Here is a 16,009-nt window from a genome sequence, read left to right on the forward strand (position 1 = left end):
TTACCGATCAGCCAATAAAAAGGGGCTGCGCCTAACGACGCAGCCCCTCTATTTGCTTTAGCCCGACTAATCAATAACCCAGAGCGAAATCCTCTTCCGCCACATCCATCAGGCTGCCAGCCCCTGCCAGCATCGCTTCGACATGCATGCGGGTACGTGGCAGCAGACGCTGATAATAGAAACGCGCGGTCTGCAGCTTGGCCTTGTAGAACGCAGCCTCATCGGTTCCGGCAGCAAGCTTCTCGCTGGCTACACGCGCCATATCGGCCCAGAAATAGGCTAGGCAGGCATAACCAGAGTACATCAGGTAGTCCACTGCGGCAGCGCCTACCTCCTCACGGTCCTTCATGGCGGCCATGCCGACCTTCAGTGTGATTTCGCCCCATTCCTTGTTCAGCTTGGCCAGTGGCTCGATGAACTCCTTGAGATCAGCATTGCCTTCCTGCGCTTGGCAGAACTTGTGAACGATCTTGGTAAAGCCCTTGAGCGACTCACCCTGAGTCATCAGTACCTTACGGCCTAACAGGTCAATGGCCTGAATACCGGTAGTACCTTCGTACATCATGGCAATACGGCTGTCGCGCAGGTTCTGCTCCATGCCCCATTCAGAAATGTAACCATGACCGCCATAGATCTGCATGCCATGGCTAGCCGCTTCGAAGCCCACTTCAGTCATGAAGGCCTTGGCAATCGGCGTGATGAAGGCCAGCAGCGCATCGGCTTTCTTTCGCTCTTCCTCATCCTGGCTGTAACGGGTCACATCTACCAGCTTGGCAGCAAAGTAGATCATGGCACGGTTGCCTTCAGCGAACGCCTTCATGGTCAGCAACATGCGGCGGACGTCCGGGTGGACAATGATCGGGTCAGCAGCCTTCTCGGGCGCTTTTGGCCCGGTCAGGGAGCGCATCTGCAGGCGTTCACGGGCATACCGGATACCGCCCTGGAAGGCGATCTCCGCATGGGCCAGACCTTGCAAGGCCGTCCCAACACGCGCCGTGTTCATAAAGGTGAACATGCAGTTCAGGCCCTTGTTGGGCGGGCCGATCAGGAAGCCTTTGGCACTATCGAAGTTCATGACACAAGTGGCGTTACCGTGGATACCCATCTTGTGCTCGATGGAGCCGCAGGTCACACCGTTGCGCTCGCCTATGCCACCTTCGGCATTGGGCAGGAACTTGGGTACGATGAACAGTGAGATACCCTTGGTACCCGCCGGTGCGTCAGGTAGGCGGGCCAACACGATATGCACGATGTTGTCGGTCAGGTCATGTTCACCGGCAGAGATAAAGATCTTGGTTCCGCTGATCGCGTAGCTACCGTCAGCCTGCGGCTCGGCACGGGTACGCAGCATACCCAGATCGGAGCCGCAATGAGGCTCGGTCAGACACATGGTGCCTGTCCATTCGCCGGAAACCAGTTTGGTCAGGTAGGTGTGCTTTTGCTCGTCGGTACCATGGCTTTCAATGGTGTTCATCGCACCATGGGAAAGGCCTGGATACATGCCCCAGGACCAGTTGGCCTGGCCGATCATTTCCGACAAGGCAATACCCAGTGACTCAGGCAGACCTTGGCCGCCATGAGCAGGATCATGCGGCAGACTCGGCCAGCCACCTTCTACGAATTGCTGATAGGCCTGCTTGAAGCCTGTCGGCGTCTTCACGCCCGACTCGCTCCATACGCAGCCTTCCTTGTCACCGACACGGTTCAGCGGCGACAGGACCTGCTCGCAGAACTTGGCGCCTTCCTCAAGAATAGCGGCAACCATATCCGGGGTAGCATCCTGGCAGCCGGGCAAGCTCTGGTAATGCGCGTCATAACCCAGCAGTTCGTCACGGACAAAGCGGATATCACGCAAGGGAGCCTTGTAGTCAGGCATGACTGTTACCTCTGGAATGCATTTTTATGGGAAGGCGCCGCAGGTATCTCCTGACCGGCGTTAAACAGTTGTTTGAAACTTATGTTTTCCTCTGAGGCCTGTCAAGCGTGTCTGACCACAGGCGACGCCTGGATACAAAAACGCCGCGAGTGGTTATCCACCCGCGGCGCTTGTATTACACCTTCTCCCCCTGGAGGGAACAGAGGTCAGGCGTAGGTATCGATAAGGCTTCCCAATGTTGCACTGGCTGCCTGGATAACTCGAGAGCCCGCCAGGGCCTCGCGCTTACCCGCTTGCAACTCGACCAGCTGTGCGGCCTTATCTGCCTGATTCTGAGAAGCTCCATCGACGCTGCGAACCTGATCGACACGTGTCTGCGCATCATTCGGCAGGCTGCTGGCCGCAATGGCTGCACCGGCCTGATCGACACGGGACTGGCCCGCCTGATAGGCCGCCACCCCGTAAGTGAAACTGTTTCCGGAAATATTCATAAGCCGCTCCCTTTAACTGCTTGAGGCGTTTGGCCATTGAAGCAGATTCCGGCATCGAACCCTATGATTAAAACGTCATGCTTGCCGCTTCGCTTAGCGTCAGTTCGAATAACCAGGGAACGGTATCAGCCAGGCAATGCCTTCTTGTTAATCTTGCGCGCCCGCCTCTGGTTGGCGCCGAGGAAAAGCCTGGACATCCACTGGTGACTGTGTGGGTCACCATAATGCAGCAAGACCGTTGCGCGCAGTGTATTAGGATCACAAGGCTCATTGGCATGTATGCTTCTATATCCCCAGAAGATATAAAGATTGCCAGGAACAAGTTTTATTTTGATGGGCTTGAGCAGATTGTACTTGATCAATAACGCTATGAACTTCTGGCTTAATGGATTTTGAATAAGTGCTTTCTCTATAATATTGATGGCCACACTGCTCCTAATACGGCGGGTATTGGGAAACATAATAAAATCGCCACACTGGTCAGTATCATTTGGAATGAAAACAGGCACAAGCGCCGTTAATGCCGTGGCGTCATAATGAAAATAGTTGGACTCTTTAAGACCGGTTTTACCTTGCAGGCAACGCACGGCCGGAAAGATCTCTTCCTCTTCCGGTACCCGCCTGCCCAGACCGGCTTCCTGAATATCCGCCAGCATTTTCCTGAACCTCACCGAGGTGCTCAGCGCCTCGAAAAGACTGCCGGTTACCGACTTTATGCCATGTAGCGCAAAATATTCGGAGTTATGTTTGTGAGTTTCCCGCAGAACATAGTCACGTGCACTTTCAAGTTGTTCCGCTGAAAGAAAGTGTTCAATAACGGCATAGCCTTGCCTCTCGATGTCGAGCACGAGCCGAGAAACGTCTTGAGCATCAATACGCTTGAAGACAGGCATACAAAATCCTTTTTCCATTCTTGATATTGTTATAAAACTGGAACTACCACCAACGTCTGAACACCATGAGCAACTATCGGTAAGTCGTATAGCAATAAATATTAAAGGCATACAGTCACGCGCCATGCCGCAATCAATCATTAAGAAGTGATTGACAGGCATAGCGAACAAACAGAAAGCACTCATAACCGCGACGAGAACATCTCTTTTAGATAAGGCGGGAAAGAGATCAATCGAGGCAAATGGACTATATGCGAAGCCGGAAAAAGCTGCGCAAAATTAAAGTAATCGCTGAAAAACTTTGTAATAAATAACGTCTATTCTGATATTAAAGTGCCTTATCACGAGCAGTCAGATACCAAAGGGGCATTAACGCGCCAATTGGCTTAAATCCAGATAATCCGCAACGGCCCCCGGCGTGGCTTCAGCCAAATAAGGAACAGTGCCCAGGCAAGGTGCAGGCAGGCGCTCATGAAGCGTGGCGAGGTTATCCTCCAGGCGTGATGTCTGCGGATCGACAATATTGGCAACCCAGCCGGCCAGGTTGAGCCCATCCTGCGCAATGGCTTCAGCAGTCAGCACCGCGTGGTTGATGCAGCCCAACCGTACACCCACCACCAGGATGACGGGAAAACCAACGGCCCTGGCTACATCTGACAGGTTCGCCTGCCCTTCCAGCGGCACGCGCCAGCCACCTGCACCTTCGACCAGCATGAAGTCGGCCTGTTTGGCCCGCATGGCCTGAATGGGCGCGACCAAGGCATCGACTGTCAAGGATGTTCCTACCTCACGGGCCGCCAGATGTGGAGCAATAGCAGGCGTAAAGGCCAGCGGATTGACCTCGGCGTAACTCAACGGCAACGAACACTCGCCCCAGAGCGACAACGCGTCGCTGTTACGCAGCCCCTCGGGCGTCATCTCGCAACCAGACGCCACAGGTTTGACCGCTGCCGTGGAAAGCCCCGCAAGGCGGGCTACATGCAGCAGGCCGGAAGCAATGGTGGTCTTGCCGATTTCGGTATCGGTGCCGGTAATGAAGTAAGCAGACATAAGATCAGGATTCTTTCTGGAAAATGCCGTAAACCACGCGATAGCAGGCCGGGAGACCTTGGGGCTGGCGGAAGCGCTCATACGCTTGCGCCAGGGCATTCAGGCGGGCGCGTCCGGTCAAGCCAGTAGCGCGGCCAGGGTTCACGTTATGGGCGCCGAGCGCCTTGAGTTCATGGGTCAGGCTGCGGACATCCGGAAAATGCAGAACGCGTGTTTCGACGTCCAGCACCTTCTGCTTGAGTCCACTGGCCGCACAGACCCGCTGATAGTCTTCAAACTGGCGGAAACGGTTAACGTGAACGAAACCATCCACTGCCTGCCAGCTGTCCCGCAACTCCTGCAGTGTACCGGTACACAGGCTGGTGAATGCAAACAGCCCACCGGGCCGCAGGATACGCTGGGCCTCGGATAATACCGCCGAAAGGTCGCCACACCATTGAATGGCAAGGCTGGTAAACAGCAGATCGCACGCCTGGTCCTTGAGCGGCAGCCGTTCGGCATCACCCGCCACAAAGTGCTCGGCCCCGCCGAGTGGACGTGCATGGCGCAGCATGCCTTCCGCCAGGTCAACGGCGATACCTTGCGCGTCGGGATAACGGGCCGCTAGCGCCCGGGTGAAGTAGCCTGTACCGCAGCCCAAGTCGACCCAGCGCTCTACAGCCTGCTCGGGCATACGCGCCAGAAGCGCTTCGCCGACATCACGTTGCAGGCTGGCAACGCCGTCATAGCTGGCCGCCGCCCGGGAGAACGAAGCCGCCACTTGCCTTTTATCCGGCAAGGAGGCGCCCTCCTGCGTGGTTACAGGTAAAGCATCAGCCATCACGGCCCTCATAAATGAAACGTTCAATCGCTGCGGCAATCTCGTCCGGACGCTCCAGCGGCAGGCCATGGCTGGCCGGCTCGAAGACATGAACTTCGATGTCGGGTATCTCATCCATCAAGGCTTGCGCAGCCGATACCGGTACCAGTGCATCGTTTGACGCAAACAGGTGAAGTTGCGGACCGCTATACGCCTGAAGCGCCTCGCGTGTGTCCAGTTGCGCCAGCAGCTCAAGCCCGGCCACTGCAACTTCACCGGACGTCTCCGGCAAGGCCACCTGCAGCAGGCGCGCAAGCGTCTTGCGGTCCCGAGCCCCCTGGCTGACCAGATGGGTAAAGCGTTTGAGCGTCAGCTCCGCATCGAGCGTGCAGGCCTCGTAAAAATCGGTGAAGACACTGCGTGACATTGCGCTTTGCCAACCATGACGGGCAACAAAGCAGGGATTGCTGGCCATAGTGATCAACCCCAGGGTACGGTCGCCCCGCCGCCGGGTAAGCTCACTGGCGATCATGCCACCCAATGACCAGCCACCCAACCAGACGTTATCCGGCAGCCGGGCGTCAATATCATCGAACCAGCCACTGGCATCGGCCATGTCCGGCAAGGGTTCGATCAGTACATCCAGATATGGTGCTATTTCGAGGAGCTCATCACGCAGCGGCTCCAAGGGGGCCGTGCCCAGACCCCACCCGGGCAGCAGCACTAAAGTGTCACGCATGTTCCGTTCCTTTCAATTCCGACCAAGCTTCGGCAAGTGCGGCGAGCAGACGATCGACGTGCTGCTCGCTGTGTGCGGCCGACAGAGTAACCCGCAACCGGGCACTATTGTTCGGAACCGTAGGGGGACGGATCGCCGTGACGAGAATTCCATGGCGTTTCAGGGCAGCCGAAAAAGCCAATGCCTGCTCGCTACTGCCGACCAGGATCGGTTGGATCGGGGTAAAGCTGTCCATCAGCGAAAGGCCGATAACCTGCGCACCAGAGCGGAATCGCTGGATCAGTGCATTCAAATGCTCGCGCCGCCAGGACTCTGCCTGGAGCAGCTCTAGTGCCTTCAAGGTGGCGCAGGCCACTGCTGGCGGCTGGCTGGTGGTATAAATGTAAGGACGTGCGAACTGGATCAAGGTTTCGATCAGCTCATCGCTGCCTGCTACAAAGGCGCCTGCAGTACCAAAAGCCTTGCCCAGCGTACCGACCAGTACCGGAACCTCATCCATGCCCAGTCCGAAATACTCAGCTACGCCGCCTCCCTGCCTGCCCAACGGGCCAAAGCCGTGGGCGTCATCGACCATCAGCCAGGCGCCCCGGTTACGTGTCACTTCAACCAGGGCCGGCAGGTCGGCCACATTACCGTCCATGCTGAATACACCGTCCGTTACGACCAGCGTATTACCTTCAGCCTTGTCGAGCCGGCTGGCCAAGCTTGCCGCATCGTTATGCAGATAGCGGGAGAAGCGCGCGCCGGACAGCAGTCCTGCATCCAGCAGAGAGGCATGGTTGAGCCGGTCCTCAAGGACCGTATCGCCTCGGCCAACCAGGGCTGTCACGGCCGCAAGGTTGGCCATGTAGCCCGTGGAGAACAGCAGTGCCCGAGGGCGCCCGGTAAACTCAGCCAGCGCCTCTTCCAAGGCATGATGGGGACCGCTATGGCCGATCACCAGATGCGAAGCGCCCCCGCCTACGCCCCAACGCTCGGCACCCTTTTGCAGTGCCGCGATGACGTCCGGATGATTGGCGAGGCCAAGGTAGTCGTTGTTGCAGAACGCCAGGAGCGGCTGGCCGTCGACCACTACTTCAGGTCCTTGCGGGCCTTCCAGCAATGGTCGCTGACGGTACAGGGCTTGCTCGCGGCGCTCGGCGAGGCGTCTGGCCAGGTCGAACGGCATGATCAGGCAGAAGCAGCGTCGTAGAACAGTGCAGAGTTCTTCTGCTCAATCAAAGCCTGCTCAATCGCGGCCTGATGCACTTCATCATCGTGCTCTTCGCGCTCTTCCGGCTTGATGCCCAGACGCTTGAACAGAAGCATATCCTTCTCGGCCTGGGGGTTAGTGGTCGTCAGCAGCTTCTCGCCGTAGAAGATGGAGTTCGCACCGGCAAAGAAGGCCAGGGATTGCATCTGCTCGTTCATCTGCTCACGACCAGCAGACAGGCGCACATGGGACTTGGGCATCATGATCCGGGCAACAGCAAGGGTACGGATGAAGTCGAACGGATCGACGTCCTTCTCCTGCTCCAGCGGCGTGCCCTTCACCTTGACCAGCATATTGATCGGGACGGACTCCGGATGCTCCGGCAGGTTGGCCAGTTGAATCAACAGACCGGCACGATCATCCACGGACTCACCCATGCCCAGGATACCGCCAGAGCAGATCTTCATGCCCGCGTCACGCACGTAGGACAACGTCTCCAGACGGTCTGCATAGGTACGCGTCGTGATGATGTTGCCGTAGTACTCCGGCGAGGTGTCCAGGTTGTGGTTGTAGTAGTCCAGACCGGCTTCGGCCAACGCCTGTGTCTGGTCACGGTCGAGCTTGCCCAGTGTCATGCATGTTTCCAGGCCCAGGGCCTTTACGCCTTTGACCATCTGCAGCACGTAGGGCATGTCCTTGGCGGACGGATGCTTCCACGCCGCGCCCATACAGAAGCGGGTCGAACCAATGGCCTTGGCCTCGGCAGCCGCCTTGAGCACCTTCTCCACTTCCATCAGCTTTTCTTTTTCAAGACCCGTGTTGTAGTGGCCGGACTGAGGGCAGTATTTGCAGTCCTCAGGGCAGGCACCGGTCTTGATGGAAAGCAACGTCGAGACCTGAACGCGGTTGGGGTCGAAATGCTGACGGTGAACCGTCTGTGCCTGGAACAGCAGGTCATTGAACGGCAGTTCAAACAGGGCACGGACATCGGCAAGGGTCCAGTCGTGACGCGTAGCGGTAGCGCTCATGGCTCAATCCTTCGGTATAAAAAGACGGCTGCTCAGGCAGCACATGAATAATTGCCGTCAACTTTATTCGATACGAAGGTTTACATCTGATCAAAAAACAATCAATAGCCTTATTTATTTAAGGTTTTTTGATGACTGACTCCTTCAATAAGAGAGAGACTACGGCAGAGCATGAAACTGTGAGCAGGATCGCTCGCTTGATTGAACCCATCGCTGGTAACGAACCCAACGGCATTTACAGGTTCCAAGCGACAACATGAGGACAAGGAAAGAAACATGCGTACAGAAGGGTTCTTCGACTGGCTTGGCCAAGCCCTTGGTCAGGTCATCCGCTTCATCATCGATCTGTTCAGCACCGTACTCAATGGCATTGGCGATGCCGTCCATGACTTCCTGCAAGGCATGGCTCGCGCCATCGGCATGGATGACTCCTACATCAGCTTCGTGGTACTGATCGTCGGACTGATTCTGCTCTATGCCGCGGTTCGTGCTTTTATGCGCAGCTCCATCATTGGCGGCATCATCTGGCTGGTATTGGGCCTGATGGTCATGAGCTGGCTGATTCGCTGAGCCTCTTGCACGCCAGGGAGCGGCGTGCCTGATCCCAACTGATCGATATCGGCAAGGATGCCTATGAATCGCCTGACTACCCTGCTTGCTTACCGTCCTGTCTGGCTTAAACCTCACACGAACTGCGGGTTCTGCGGCTCAGGTGTAGAGTCCAGCCTGCCGCTATGCCTTGGCTGCGAGACTGACCTGCCCTGGCTCATGGGGCATTGCCTTCATTGTGCGATTCCGCTGCCTGACGAGGGGCTAATCTGCGGGGCGTGCCTGAAAAGGCCTCCGTCTTTTGATCATGTCGTAGCGCTCTGGCGTTACGGATTCCCCATTGGTAGCGCCATCAATCGGTTCAAGCATCAAAAGCAGTGGCCGCTGGGGCGACTGATGGCGGATCTGCAGGCTCGCCATTTGATGCATGCCTTTGACGAGGGATTGCCTCGGCCTGACCTTCTGCTTCCTGTCCCGATGGCGCAGAAGCGCCAACGCGAGCGTGGCTACAATCAGGCTGCCATGCTGGCGCGCTGGCTAGGAAAGTCGCTCACGCTGACTGTAGCAGACGATGTCATTCAACGAGTGCTGGAAACCCCGGCGCAACAAGGCCTGGATGCCGCCCAGCGTCACAAGAACCTGCGCAACGCCTTTGCCCTCACCACTGCCAAGGTCGTACGCGGTCGCTCGATAGCGCTCATCGATGACGTCCTGACCACCGGTGCAACTGCCGAGGCCCTTGCCAGCCTGCTCAAGCGTGCAGGCGCCCTGCGTGTCGATGTGTACTGCTTGGCTCGCACGCCTAGGCCTGGCGACTAAACGCTCTTTTCACCTTGCCATGGGAACGGGCCGGCTCGTACACTGATCTATCGTTATATACTTTTTTATACTCCGACCTATGCTCAGTCACCTGACTCATCACATGACCCGCCGTCCCCAGCGGTTTGCGCTGCTGGAGCAGGTCGCCGCCCAGGGCTCCATTACAAAGGCTGCCAAGGCTGCAGGGCTGAGCTACAAGGCCGCCTGGGATGCCATCGATGAACTCAACAACCTTGCCGGCCAACCCCTCGTCGAGCGTAGTGTCGGTGGCAAAGGCGGAGGCGGCGCACGCCTGACCCAGGAAGGCGCACGGTTGCTGGCCTTGTATCACCGCCTTGAAGCGCTTCGCGAAAAGGTGATCGAAAGCGCTGAACACGTCGAGGACCTGGAGCGACTGGAGCGGTTGATGCTGCAAACCAGCGCGCGGAATCAGCTGCATGGGGAGGTTGTTGCTGTAGAACCCAAAGGGCATAGCGATCTGATCACGATCCGGCTGCCCGGTGGCCTTCAGGTGCTGGCACAAATCACCCGTGAAAGCACCGAGCGATTGGGCCTTGCACCGGGTCGCAGCGTTATCGTGCTGATCAAAGCATCGTGGCTAAGCCTCCATGAACACGCTCCTGTGGATGCGGCCAATGCACTTGAAGGCCGAGTCGACACCGTTACCCCCGCCCCCTCCGGACCTGCCGACATTCGCCTGAGCCTGCCCAATGGGCAAACGCTCTGCGTGCTGCTGCCAGCAGAAGCCGAGCTGTCTCCTGCTCCCGGTCAGACCGTATTCGCCTGCTTTGAACCCGACCAGGTCTTGCTGGGGGCGCCCCTGTGAAGAAGGAATCCTTGATGAACAAACGGCTTTTGACTGCTGCGGCGCTTGCCACGCTCTTTACCAGCGCCACCGTCCAAGCAGCTGACCACCTGCGCATCGCTGTGGCGGCCAATCTGCTGCCTGTTATGCAGACCATCGCCAACGATTACGAAAAGCAGACCGGCGCCAAGGTGGAACTGGCTGGCGGCTCCAGTGGTGCATTTTTCGAGCAGATTCAACGTGGCGCACCGTTCGATCTGTTCTACTCGGCAGACGCGATCCGCCCGGACAAACTGGCAGCTGCCGGTAAGGGCACCGAAAGCCGGACTTATGCGTGCGGCCAGCTGGCGCTCTGGCAAACCAGCGGCAAGCCCGATATTCACAATCTGCCGTTCAAGCGTGTAGTGCTGGCGAATCCCGATACGGCACCTTATGGCGCCGCAGCCCTGCAGGCGCTGGACCGCAGCGGTGTATTGGAAACCGTCAAGCCGCGCCTGGCGTATGGACAGGACATTGGACAAACCTACAACTTCGTCAAAACCGGCAATTCACCCGCTGGCTTTGTAGCTCTCAGTCAGGTCAAAGCGGGGAATGTGCCGCCCGCGCAATACACGATTGTCGATGCCACGCTGTACGATCCTCTGACGCAAAAGCGCGTTATCCTGGCGGAAGGCGAGCAACTCGACACCGCCAAGCGCTTCGTGGCGTTCTTCGATAACCAGAAAGAGACGTTGCACCAGGCAGGTTATTCTCTTCCAGGCGAGACGGGCTGTGCTGCTCAGTGAAGGAGACTGGCAGGCCCTGGCGCTGACGCTCAAGCTGGCCGTGCTATCCACGGCCCTGCTTCTGCTGATCGGTCTGCCGCTGGCAGCCTGGCGAGTGCGTAAGCAGACCCGCCTGCGCCAGATCCTGGATGCCGTGATCGCACTCCCCCTGGTGCTCCCACCCACCGTGCTGGGCTTTTACCTGCTGGTGGTGTTTGCGCCAGACTCGATGCTGGGCAGCGCCTGGGAAACAGTGTTCGGTCACCCGCTGCCCTTCAGCTTTGCGGGCCTGGTCATGGGGTCCATGATCTACTCGATCCCCTTCGTGGTGCAGCCTCTTACGGTTGCCTTCCGCGAGCTGAATCCACGCCTGTTCGAGGCCGCAGCAACGTTGGGATGCGGCCGTATCGAGCGCTTTTTTCGCGTTACCCTGCCCTTGCTCAAGCGCGGCCTGCTGGTGGCTGCAAGCCTTGCATTCGCCCATACCCTGGGCGAGTTTGGCGTGGTGCTCATGCTGGGCGGTAGTATTCCGGGGCAGACCCAAGTGGTTTCCATTGCCATCTTCCAGCACGTGGAAGCCCTTCACTATGCCGAGGCCCACCGGCTGGCCGGCTTTCTTCTGGTGCTGTCGTTCCTGATCCTGCTGTTCGTCTACGGCAATGGCGATACACGGTCTTATTCGGCCCTGCGCGTCACCAGCCGCCGCTAATCGCGGCTGGCGGCCGAATCGCTTCTGACACGAAACGTTCCCGAACCGACAGAGCAGCATTTGTTACCAAATGTAACCTGCAACACCGCCGTCACAATGCCTCACTACCTTCGCCACGACCGTCCAAACCAGCCACGAAACCTGTTTCGACGACGCGACGTGAGCCGGCAGCCTGATTATTTTAAAACAAGGTCTGCGGGGTTCGTTGTACTCGCTCTCGCCTGGGGTTTTGCGCCTGCCACATCCTGTGAGGAGCGCCTTGATGAGCCTGCAAAACGAACAACACCTGAATAGTGATCTGCTTGATGACGATACCCCTACTGACCTGGAACGCATCGTCAATCTGAAGCGCCGCAGCTTTATTGGTGCCGGTGCGCTATGTGGCGCGGCCTTCTTCCTGGGCGGCAACCTGCTGTCCAACAACGCACTGGCGGGTCCGGTATCCGAAGCGGCTCGCTGGGGTAGCGCTGGACGTCCTTCACGTCCGCTGTTGGGCTTCAAGAACGTGCCAGCTTCAACGGCTGACCAAGTCATTCTGCCGCCCGGCTATGAGTTCCGTACGCTGATCAGCTGGGGCGAGCCGCTGTTTTCCAACGTACCGGACTTCAAGCATGACGGTACGAACACCTCCGAAGACCAGGAGCTGCAGTTCGGGGATAACAACGATGGCATGTGCTTCTTCCCGTTCTACAACAAGTTCGGCCGGATTGACCCTGATCGCGCCCTGATCGCCATTAACAACGAATACACCAACTACGAGTATCTGTTCTCCGATGGCCGTCAACCGTCCTCCCCGGACGATGTACGCAAGGCGCTGGCTGCAGAAGGCGTCTCGGTGATCGAAGTTCGCCGTCGCGCGGGCCGTTGGGTCTTCAAGCGCGACTCCCGTTACAACCGTCGCGTGCATGGCAACGTGATGATGGATATCAAGGGGCCGGCTGCCGGCCATGACCTGCTGCGCACCTCCATCGAGCTGAGTGGCAAACGTGCCCGTGGCACCTTCCAGAACTGCTCCAGCGGGCAGACGCCATGGGGCACTTACCTGACGTGTGAAGAAAACTTCAATGGCTGCTTTGGCAGCACCGACAAGAGCATCAAGCTCAACGCCGCGCAGAAGCGTTACGGCTTGTCGGCCAATAGTGATAACAACTGGTACCCCTATAACGAGCGCTTCGATCTCGCCAAGCATCCGAATGAAGCCAACCACTTTGGCTGGATCGTGGAGATCGACCCGTTCAACCCGGACTCCACACCGGTCAAGCGCACCGCGCTGGGCCGCTTCAAGCATGAAAACGCTGCCGTAACCACGACCCAGGATGGCCGTGTTGTGGTGTACATGGGCGATGACGAGCGTGGCGAGTTCATCTACAAGTTTGTCAGCGACCGTCGTTACAACCCAAACACGCCGCTGGCGAACCGTGACATTCTCGACCACGGTACGCTGTACGTAGCTAAGTTCGACGATGGCGACGGTGATGTGAATCATCCCAAAGGCCGCGGCCAGTGGATCGAGCTGACCTATGGCAAGAACGGGTTGACCAAGGCCAACGGCTTTAACAGCCAGGCCGAAATCCTGATCCATGCTCGTCTGGCAGGCTCGCAAGTTGGCGCTACCCGTATGGATCGCCCGGAATGGATCGCGGTGAGCCCCATCAACGGACAGGTCTTCTGCACCCTGACCAACAACAGCAAGCGTGGCAGCGCCGACATGCCGGTCAACGGGCCGAACCCGCGCGCCAATAACATCTACGGCCAGATCCTGCGTTGGGAAGAGCCAAACCCGGCCGCACTGACCTTTGACTGGGACCTGTTCATCGTGGCGGGCAACCCGGTTGTGCATCCGGAAGATCCATACGATGGTTCGGAAAACATCAACGCCGACAATATGTTCAACAGCCCCGACGGCCTGGGCTTTGACGAAGCCGGTCGTTTGTGGATTCAGACCGATGGTGAAGACAGCAACGAAGGTGATTATGCCGGCATGGGTAACAACCAGATGCTGTGCGCCGACCCGAACACCGGTGAGATCCGCCGTTTCCTGGTAGGGCCGACTGGGTGTGAGGTCACAGGCCTGTCCTTTGCGCCGGACTATCGGACGATGTTCGTCGGCTTCCAACATCCCACCGGCGGCTTCCCGGACTATCTGCCTAACGGGCGTCCTCGCTCCACCGTCATTGCCATTACTCGTAAGGACGGCGGGATCATTGGGGAATAACATCTCCCCGCATAAAACCGGCAGCTAACCCTGCCGGTTTTTTTATGCCTGTTGATTGATGATCACTGGCACATGCATTGACATGATTTCGTCATACAAGCGCGCTAGCGTCGCGCCATCGCATACAAGGAGTCTGTTATGCATCCTGATACCCCTACCGATCTGGAACGTCTGGCCGGCCTGACCCGTCGCCGCTTCATTGGGGCTGGTGCGCTGTGCGGTGCTGCCCTCTTTCTTGGCGGCCAGCTCATTCCGCGGAGCGTACTGGCACAAAGCGTGTCGCAAGCCACCGGCAGTGCCCTGCTGGGCTTTGAGAGCATTCCGATTTCCACAGCCGATACCGTAATCGTCCCACCGGGTTATAGGGCGTCGGTACTTATCAGCTGGGGTGAACCACTGTTTTCAGATGTACCGGCTTTCAAGCATGACGGCACCGGCACAGCAGAAGCCCAGGAGCGCCAGTTTGGCGACAACAACGACGGCATGAGCTTTTTCCCGTTCCCGAACGATCCGAACCGGGCGCTCATGGCCATCAATAACGAATACACTAACTATCGCTACCTGCTGGCCCAGGGCAAGGTGCCTCAATCGGCCGAGGACGTGCACAAGGCCCTGGCCGCTGAGGGGGTCTCGGTTATCGAGGTGCGCCGTATTGACGGACAATGGCATTTTGCACGTGATTCCGAGTTCAACCGTCGTATCCACGGCAACGCGCCGATTCGATTCAGCGGCCCGGCGGCTGGACATGACCTGCTCAAGACCGAAGCCGATTCAAGCGGCACGCATGTACTGGGCACCTTCCAGAACTGTGCGAACGGCAAGACGCCCTGGGGCACTTACCTGACCTGCGAAGAGAATTTTACGGATTGCTTTGGCAGTACTGATGCAACAATCAAATTCGACGCTGCCCAGAAACGTTATGGTGTGACCGTCGAAAGCAAGGGCAACGATTGGCACAAATACAATCCGCGCTTTGACATGGCCAAGAACCCCAACGAGCTGAACCGGCACGGCTGGGTAGTCGAGATCGATCCGTTCGATCCCAAGTCAGAACCCGTCAAGCGCACCGCGCTAGGTCGTTTCAAACATGAGAACGCTGCGCTGGCCCTCACTGCGGACAACCATGTCGTGGTGTACATGGGCGACGACGAACGTGGCGAATTCATCTACAAGTTCATCAGCCGCGATCGCTATGATGCCGCCAATCCCAAGGCCAACCGCGAGCTGCTGGACCACGGCACGCTGTACGTGGCGAAATTTGATGACGGTGACGGCAATCCCGATCATCCCAAGGGACGTGGCCAGTGGATCGAGCTGACCCATGGCAAGAACGGCCTGACCACCGAGAACGGCTTCAACAATCAGGCCGAAGTGCTCATCCATGCCCGCCTGGCCGGAACCCAGGTTGGTGCGACGCGCATGGACCGCCCTGAGTGGATTGCCGTCAGTCCCAAGGATGGTCAAGTGTATTGCACGTTGACCAACAACAGTAAACGCGGCAGCGAAGGCCAGCCCGTAGGCGGGCCAAACCCTCGCGCCAACAACATCTATGGTCAGATCCTGCGCTGGAGCGAGCACGGCAATGATGCCGCGGCCATGGCCTTTGACTGGGACCTGTTTGTCATTGCCGGCAATCCTGAGGTGCACAAGGAGACTGCCAACGGCGGCTCGCACAACATCAACGCCCACAATATGTTCAACAGTCCCGACGGCCTCGGGTTTGATGATGCCGGTCGCCTGTGGATCCTGACCGACGGGGATTACAGCAACAAGGGTGATTTCGCTGGCATGGGTAACAACCAGATGCTGTGCGCCGACCCGAATACCGGCGAGATCCGCCGCTTCATGGTGGGACCGATCGGTTGCGAGGTCACCGGCATTACCTTCTCACCGGATCAGCGCAGCCTGTTCGTCAATATTCAGCACCCTGGCGAAGAAGGCGGCTCGACCTTTCCGGAACACCTGCCCGACGGTCGGCCACGTTCCTCCGTCATGGTCATCACTCGTGATGACGGTGGCGTGATCGGCGCCTGATGACAAGGCTCTAATACGCGGGTACGGCCCTTGAGGCAGTATCCGC

Annotated in this window: 15 protein-coding genes; 7 read left to right on the top strand and 8 right to left on the bottom strand. The window is 58.0% G+C overall.

Features of this window, described 5'->3' with window-relative positions:
* Positions 1-70: 70 nt before the first annotated feature.
* The 8 genes from AC4LF3_RS18175 to bioB form a co-directional block, all read right to left on the bottom strand.
* Entirely contained in the window at positions 71-1,876 is a 1,806-nt protein-coding gene (locus AC4LF3_RS18175; protein ID WP_010796025.1) for a phenylacyl-CoA dehydrogenase, read from the bottom strand.
* A gap of 206 nt (positions 1,877-2,082) precedes the next feature.
* Positions 2,083-2,367 carry a hypothetical protein gene (locus AC4LF3_RS18180; RefSeq protein ID WP_010796026.1) on the bottom strand — a complete coding sequence of 95 codons (285 nt, stop codon included), beginning with the start codon at positions 2,365-2,367 and terminating at the stop codon, positions 2,083-2,085.
* A gap of 125 nt (positions 2,368-2,492) precedes the next feature.
* On the bottom strand, positions 2,493-3,260 hold the full coding sequence (locus AC4LF3_RS18185; protein ID WP_491836111.1) for a hypothetical protein: 768 nt from the start codon (positions 3,258-3,260) through the stop codon (positions 2,493-2,495).
* Between the two features lie 369 nt (positions 3,261-3,629).
* Positions 3,630-4,310, bottom strand: coding sequence for a dethiobiotin synthase (gene bioD / locus AC4LF3_RS18190; RefSeq protein ID WP_491836112.1), 681 nt, complete (start codon positions 4,308-4,310; stop codon positions 3,630-3,632).
* 4 nt (positions 4,311-4,314) lie between these two features.
* Positions 4,315-5,130: a malonyl-ACP O-methyltransferase BioC gene (gene bioC, locus AC4LF3_RS18195; RefSeq protein ID WP_491836113.1), complete on the bottom strand. Its 816-nt coding sequence runs from the start codon at positions 5,128-5,130 to the stop codon at positions 4,315-4,317.
* A complete protein-coding gene (locus AC4LF3_RS18200; RefSeq protein WP_010796030.1) occupies positions 5,123-5,848 on the bottom strand; it encodes an alpha/beta fold hydrolase in 726 nt (241 codons plus the stop codon). Before AC4LF3_RS18200 ends, bioC begins: the two co-directional genes overlap by 8 nt.
* Entirely contained in the window at positions 5,841-7,016 is a 1,176-nt protein-coding gene (gene bioF / locus AC4LF3_RS18205; RefSeq protein WP_313551383.1) for an 8-amino-7-oxononanoate synthase, read from the bottom strand. Before bioF ends, AC4LF3_RS18200 begins: the two co-directional genes overlap by 8 nt.
* 2 nt (positions 7,017-7,018) lie before the next feature.
* Positions 7,019-8,068: a biotin synthase BioB gene (gene bioB / locus AC4LF3_RS18210; RefSeq protein WP_122041444.1), complete on the bottom strand. Its 1,050-nt coding sequence runs from the start codon at positions 8,066-8,068 to the stop codon at positions 7,019-7,021.
* A gap of 276 nt (positions 8,069-8,344) precedes the next feature.
* On the opposite strand from bioB, the gene AC4LF3_RS18215 reads away from it, so the two are divergent.
* The 7 genes from AC4LF3_RS18215 (at position 8,345) to AC4LF3_RS18245 (ending at position 15,963) form a co-directional block, all read left to right on the top strand.
* Positions 8,345-8,638, top strand: coding sequence for a hypothetical protein (locus tag AC4LF3_RS18215; protein WP_491836114.1), 294 nt, complete (start codon positions 8,345-8,347; stop codon positions 8,636-8,638).
* Between the two features lie 63 nt (positions 8,639-8,701).
* Positions 8,702-9,436 (top strand): ComFC family protein, encoded by a 735-nt coding sequence (locus AC4LF3_RS18220; RefSeq protein WP_491836115.1) that lies wholly within the window; start codon positions 8,702-8,704, stop codon positions 9,434-9,436.
* Positions 9,437-9,539: 103 nt separating this feature from the next.
* Entirely contained in the window at positions 9,540-10,262 is a 723-nt protein-coding gene (locus AC4LF3_RS18225) for a TOBE domain-containing protein (protein ID WP_083397930.1), read from the top strand.
* 14 nt (positions 10,263-10,276) lie between these two features.
* A complete protein-coding gene (gene modA, locus AC4LF3_RS18230; protein WP_434154195.1) occupies positions 10,277-11,026 on the top strand; it encodes a molybdate ABC transporter substrate-binding protein in 750 nt (249 codons plus the stop codon).
* On the top strand, positions 11,013-11,714 hold the full coding sequence (gene modB, locus AC4LF3_RS18235; protein WP_122041440.1) for a molybdate ABC transporter permease subunit: 702 nt from the start codon (positions 11,013-11,015) through the stop codon (positions 11,712-11,714). The genes modA and modB overlap by 14 nt, the downstream gene beginning before the upstream one ends.
* 262 nt (positions 11,715-11,976) lie before the next feature.
* The gene (locus tag AC4LF3_RS18240; protein ID WP_074826963.1) at positions 11,977-13,929 is read left to right on the top strand and encodes a PhoX family protein; all 1,953 of its coding nucleotides are present in this window, start codon (positions 11,977-11,979) and stop codon (positions 13,927-13,929) included.
* A 138-nt stretch (positions 13,930-14,067) separates the two neighbouring features.
* Complete coding sequence (locus AC4LF3_RS18245) at positions 14,068-15,963, top strand: PhoX family protein (RefSeq protein ID WP_434135114.1); 1,896 nt, start codon at positions 14,068-14,070, stop codon at positions 15,961-15,963.
* The last annotated feature ends 46 nt before the right edge of the window (positions 15,964-16,009 follow it).

The organism is Pseudomonas sp. C2.3V (assembly GCF_058536325.1).

What these genes read in the sequence shown, in the direction of transcription:
- AC4LF3_RS18175 (WP_010796025.1), bottom strand. Translation starts at nt 1,876, where the DNA reads ATGCCTGACTACAAGGCTCCCTTGCGTGATATCCGCTTTGTCCGTGAC.
- AC4LF3_RS18180 (WP_010796026.1), bottom strand. Translation starts at nt 2,367, where the DNA reads ATGAATATTTCCGGAAACAGTTTCACTTACGGGGTGGCGGCCTATCAG.
- AC4LF3_RS18185 (WP_491836111.1), bottom strand. Translation starts at nt 3,260, where the DNA reads ATGCCTGTCTTCAAGCGTATTGATGCTCAAGACGTTTCTCGGCTCGTG.
- bioD (WP_491836112.1), bottom strand. Translation starts at nt 4,310, where the DNA reads ATGTCTGCTTACTTCATTACCGGCACCGATACCGAAATCGGCAAGACC.
- bioC (WP_491836113.1), bottom strand. Translation starts at nt 5,130, where the DNA reads ATGGCTGATGCTTTACCTGTAACCACGCAGGAGGGCGCCTCCTTGCCG.
- AC4LF3_RS18200 (WP_010796030.1), bottom strand. Translation starts at nt 5,848, where the DNA reads ATGCGTGACACTTTAGTGCTGCTGCCCGGGTGGGGTCTGGGCACGGCC.
- bioF (WP_313551383.1), bottom strand. Translation starts at nt 7,016, where the DNA reads ATGCCGTTCGACCTGGCCAGACGCCTCGCCGAGCGCCGCGAGCAAGCC.
- bioB (WP_122041444.1), bottom strand. Translation starts at nt 8,068, where the DNA reads ATGAGCGCTACCGCTACGCGTCACGACTGGACCCTTGCCGATGTCCGT.
- AC4LF3_RS18215 (WP_491836114.1), top strand. Translation starts at nt 8,345, where the DNA reads ATGCGTACAGAAGGGTTCTTCGACTGGCTTGGCCAAGCCCTTGGTCAG.
- AC4LF3_RS18220 (WP_491836115.1), top strand. Translation starts at nt 8,702, where the DNA reads ATGAATCGCCTGACTACCCTGCTTGCTTACCGTCCTGTCTGGCTTAAA.
- AC4LF3_RS18225 (WP_083397930.1), top strand. Translation starts at nt 9,540, where the DNA reads ATGACCCGCCGTCCCCAGCGGTTTGCGCTGCTGGAGCAGGTCGCCGCC.
- modA (WP_434154195.1), top strand. Translation starts at nt 10,277, where the DNA reads ATGAACAAACGGCTTTTGACTGCTGCGGCGCTTGCCACGCTCTTTACC.
- AC4LF3_RS18240 (WP_074826963.1), top strand. Translation starts at nt 11,977, where the DNA reads ATGAGCCTGCAAAACGAACAACACCTGAATAGTGATCTGCTTGATGAC.
- AC4LF3_RS18245 (WP_434135114.1), top strand. Translation starts at nt 14,068, where the DNA reads ATGCATCCTGATACCCCTACCGATCTGGAACGTCTGGCCGGCCTGACC.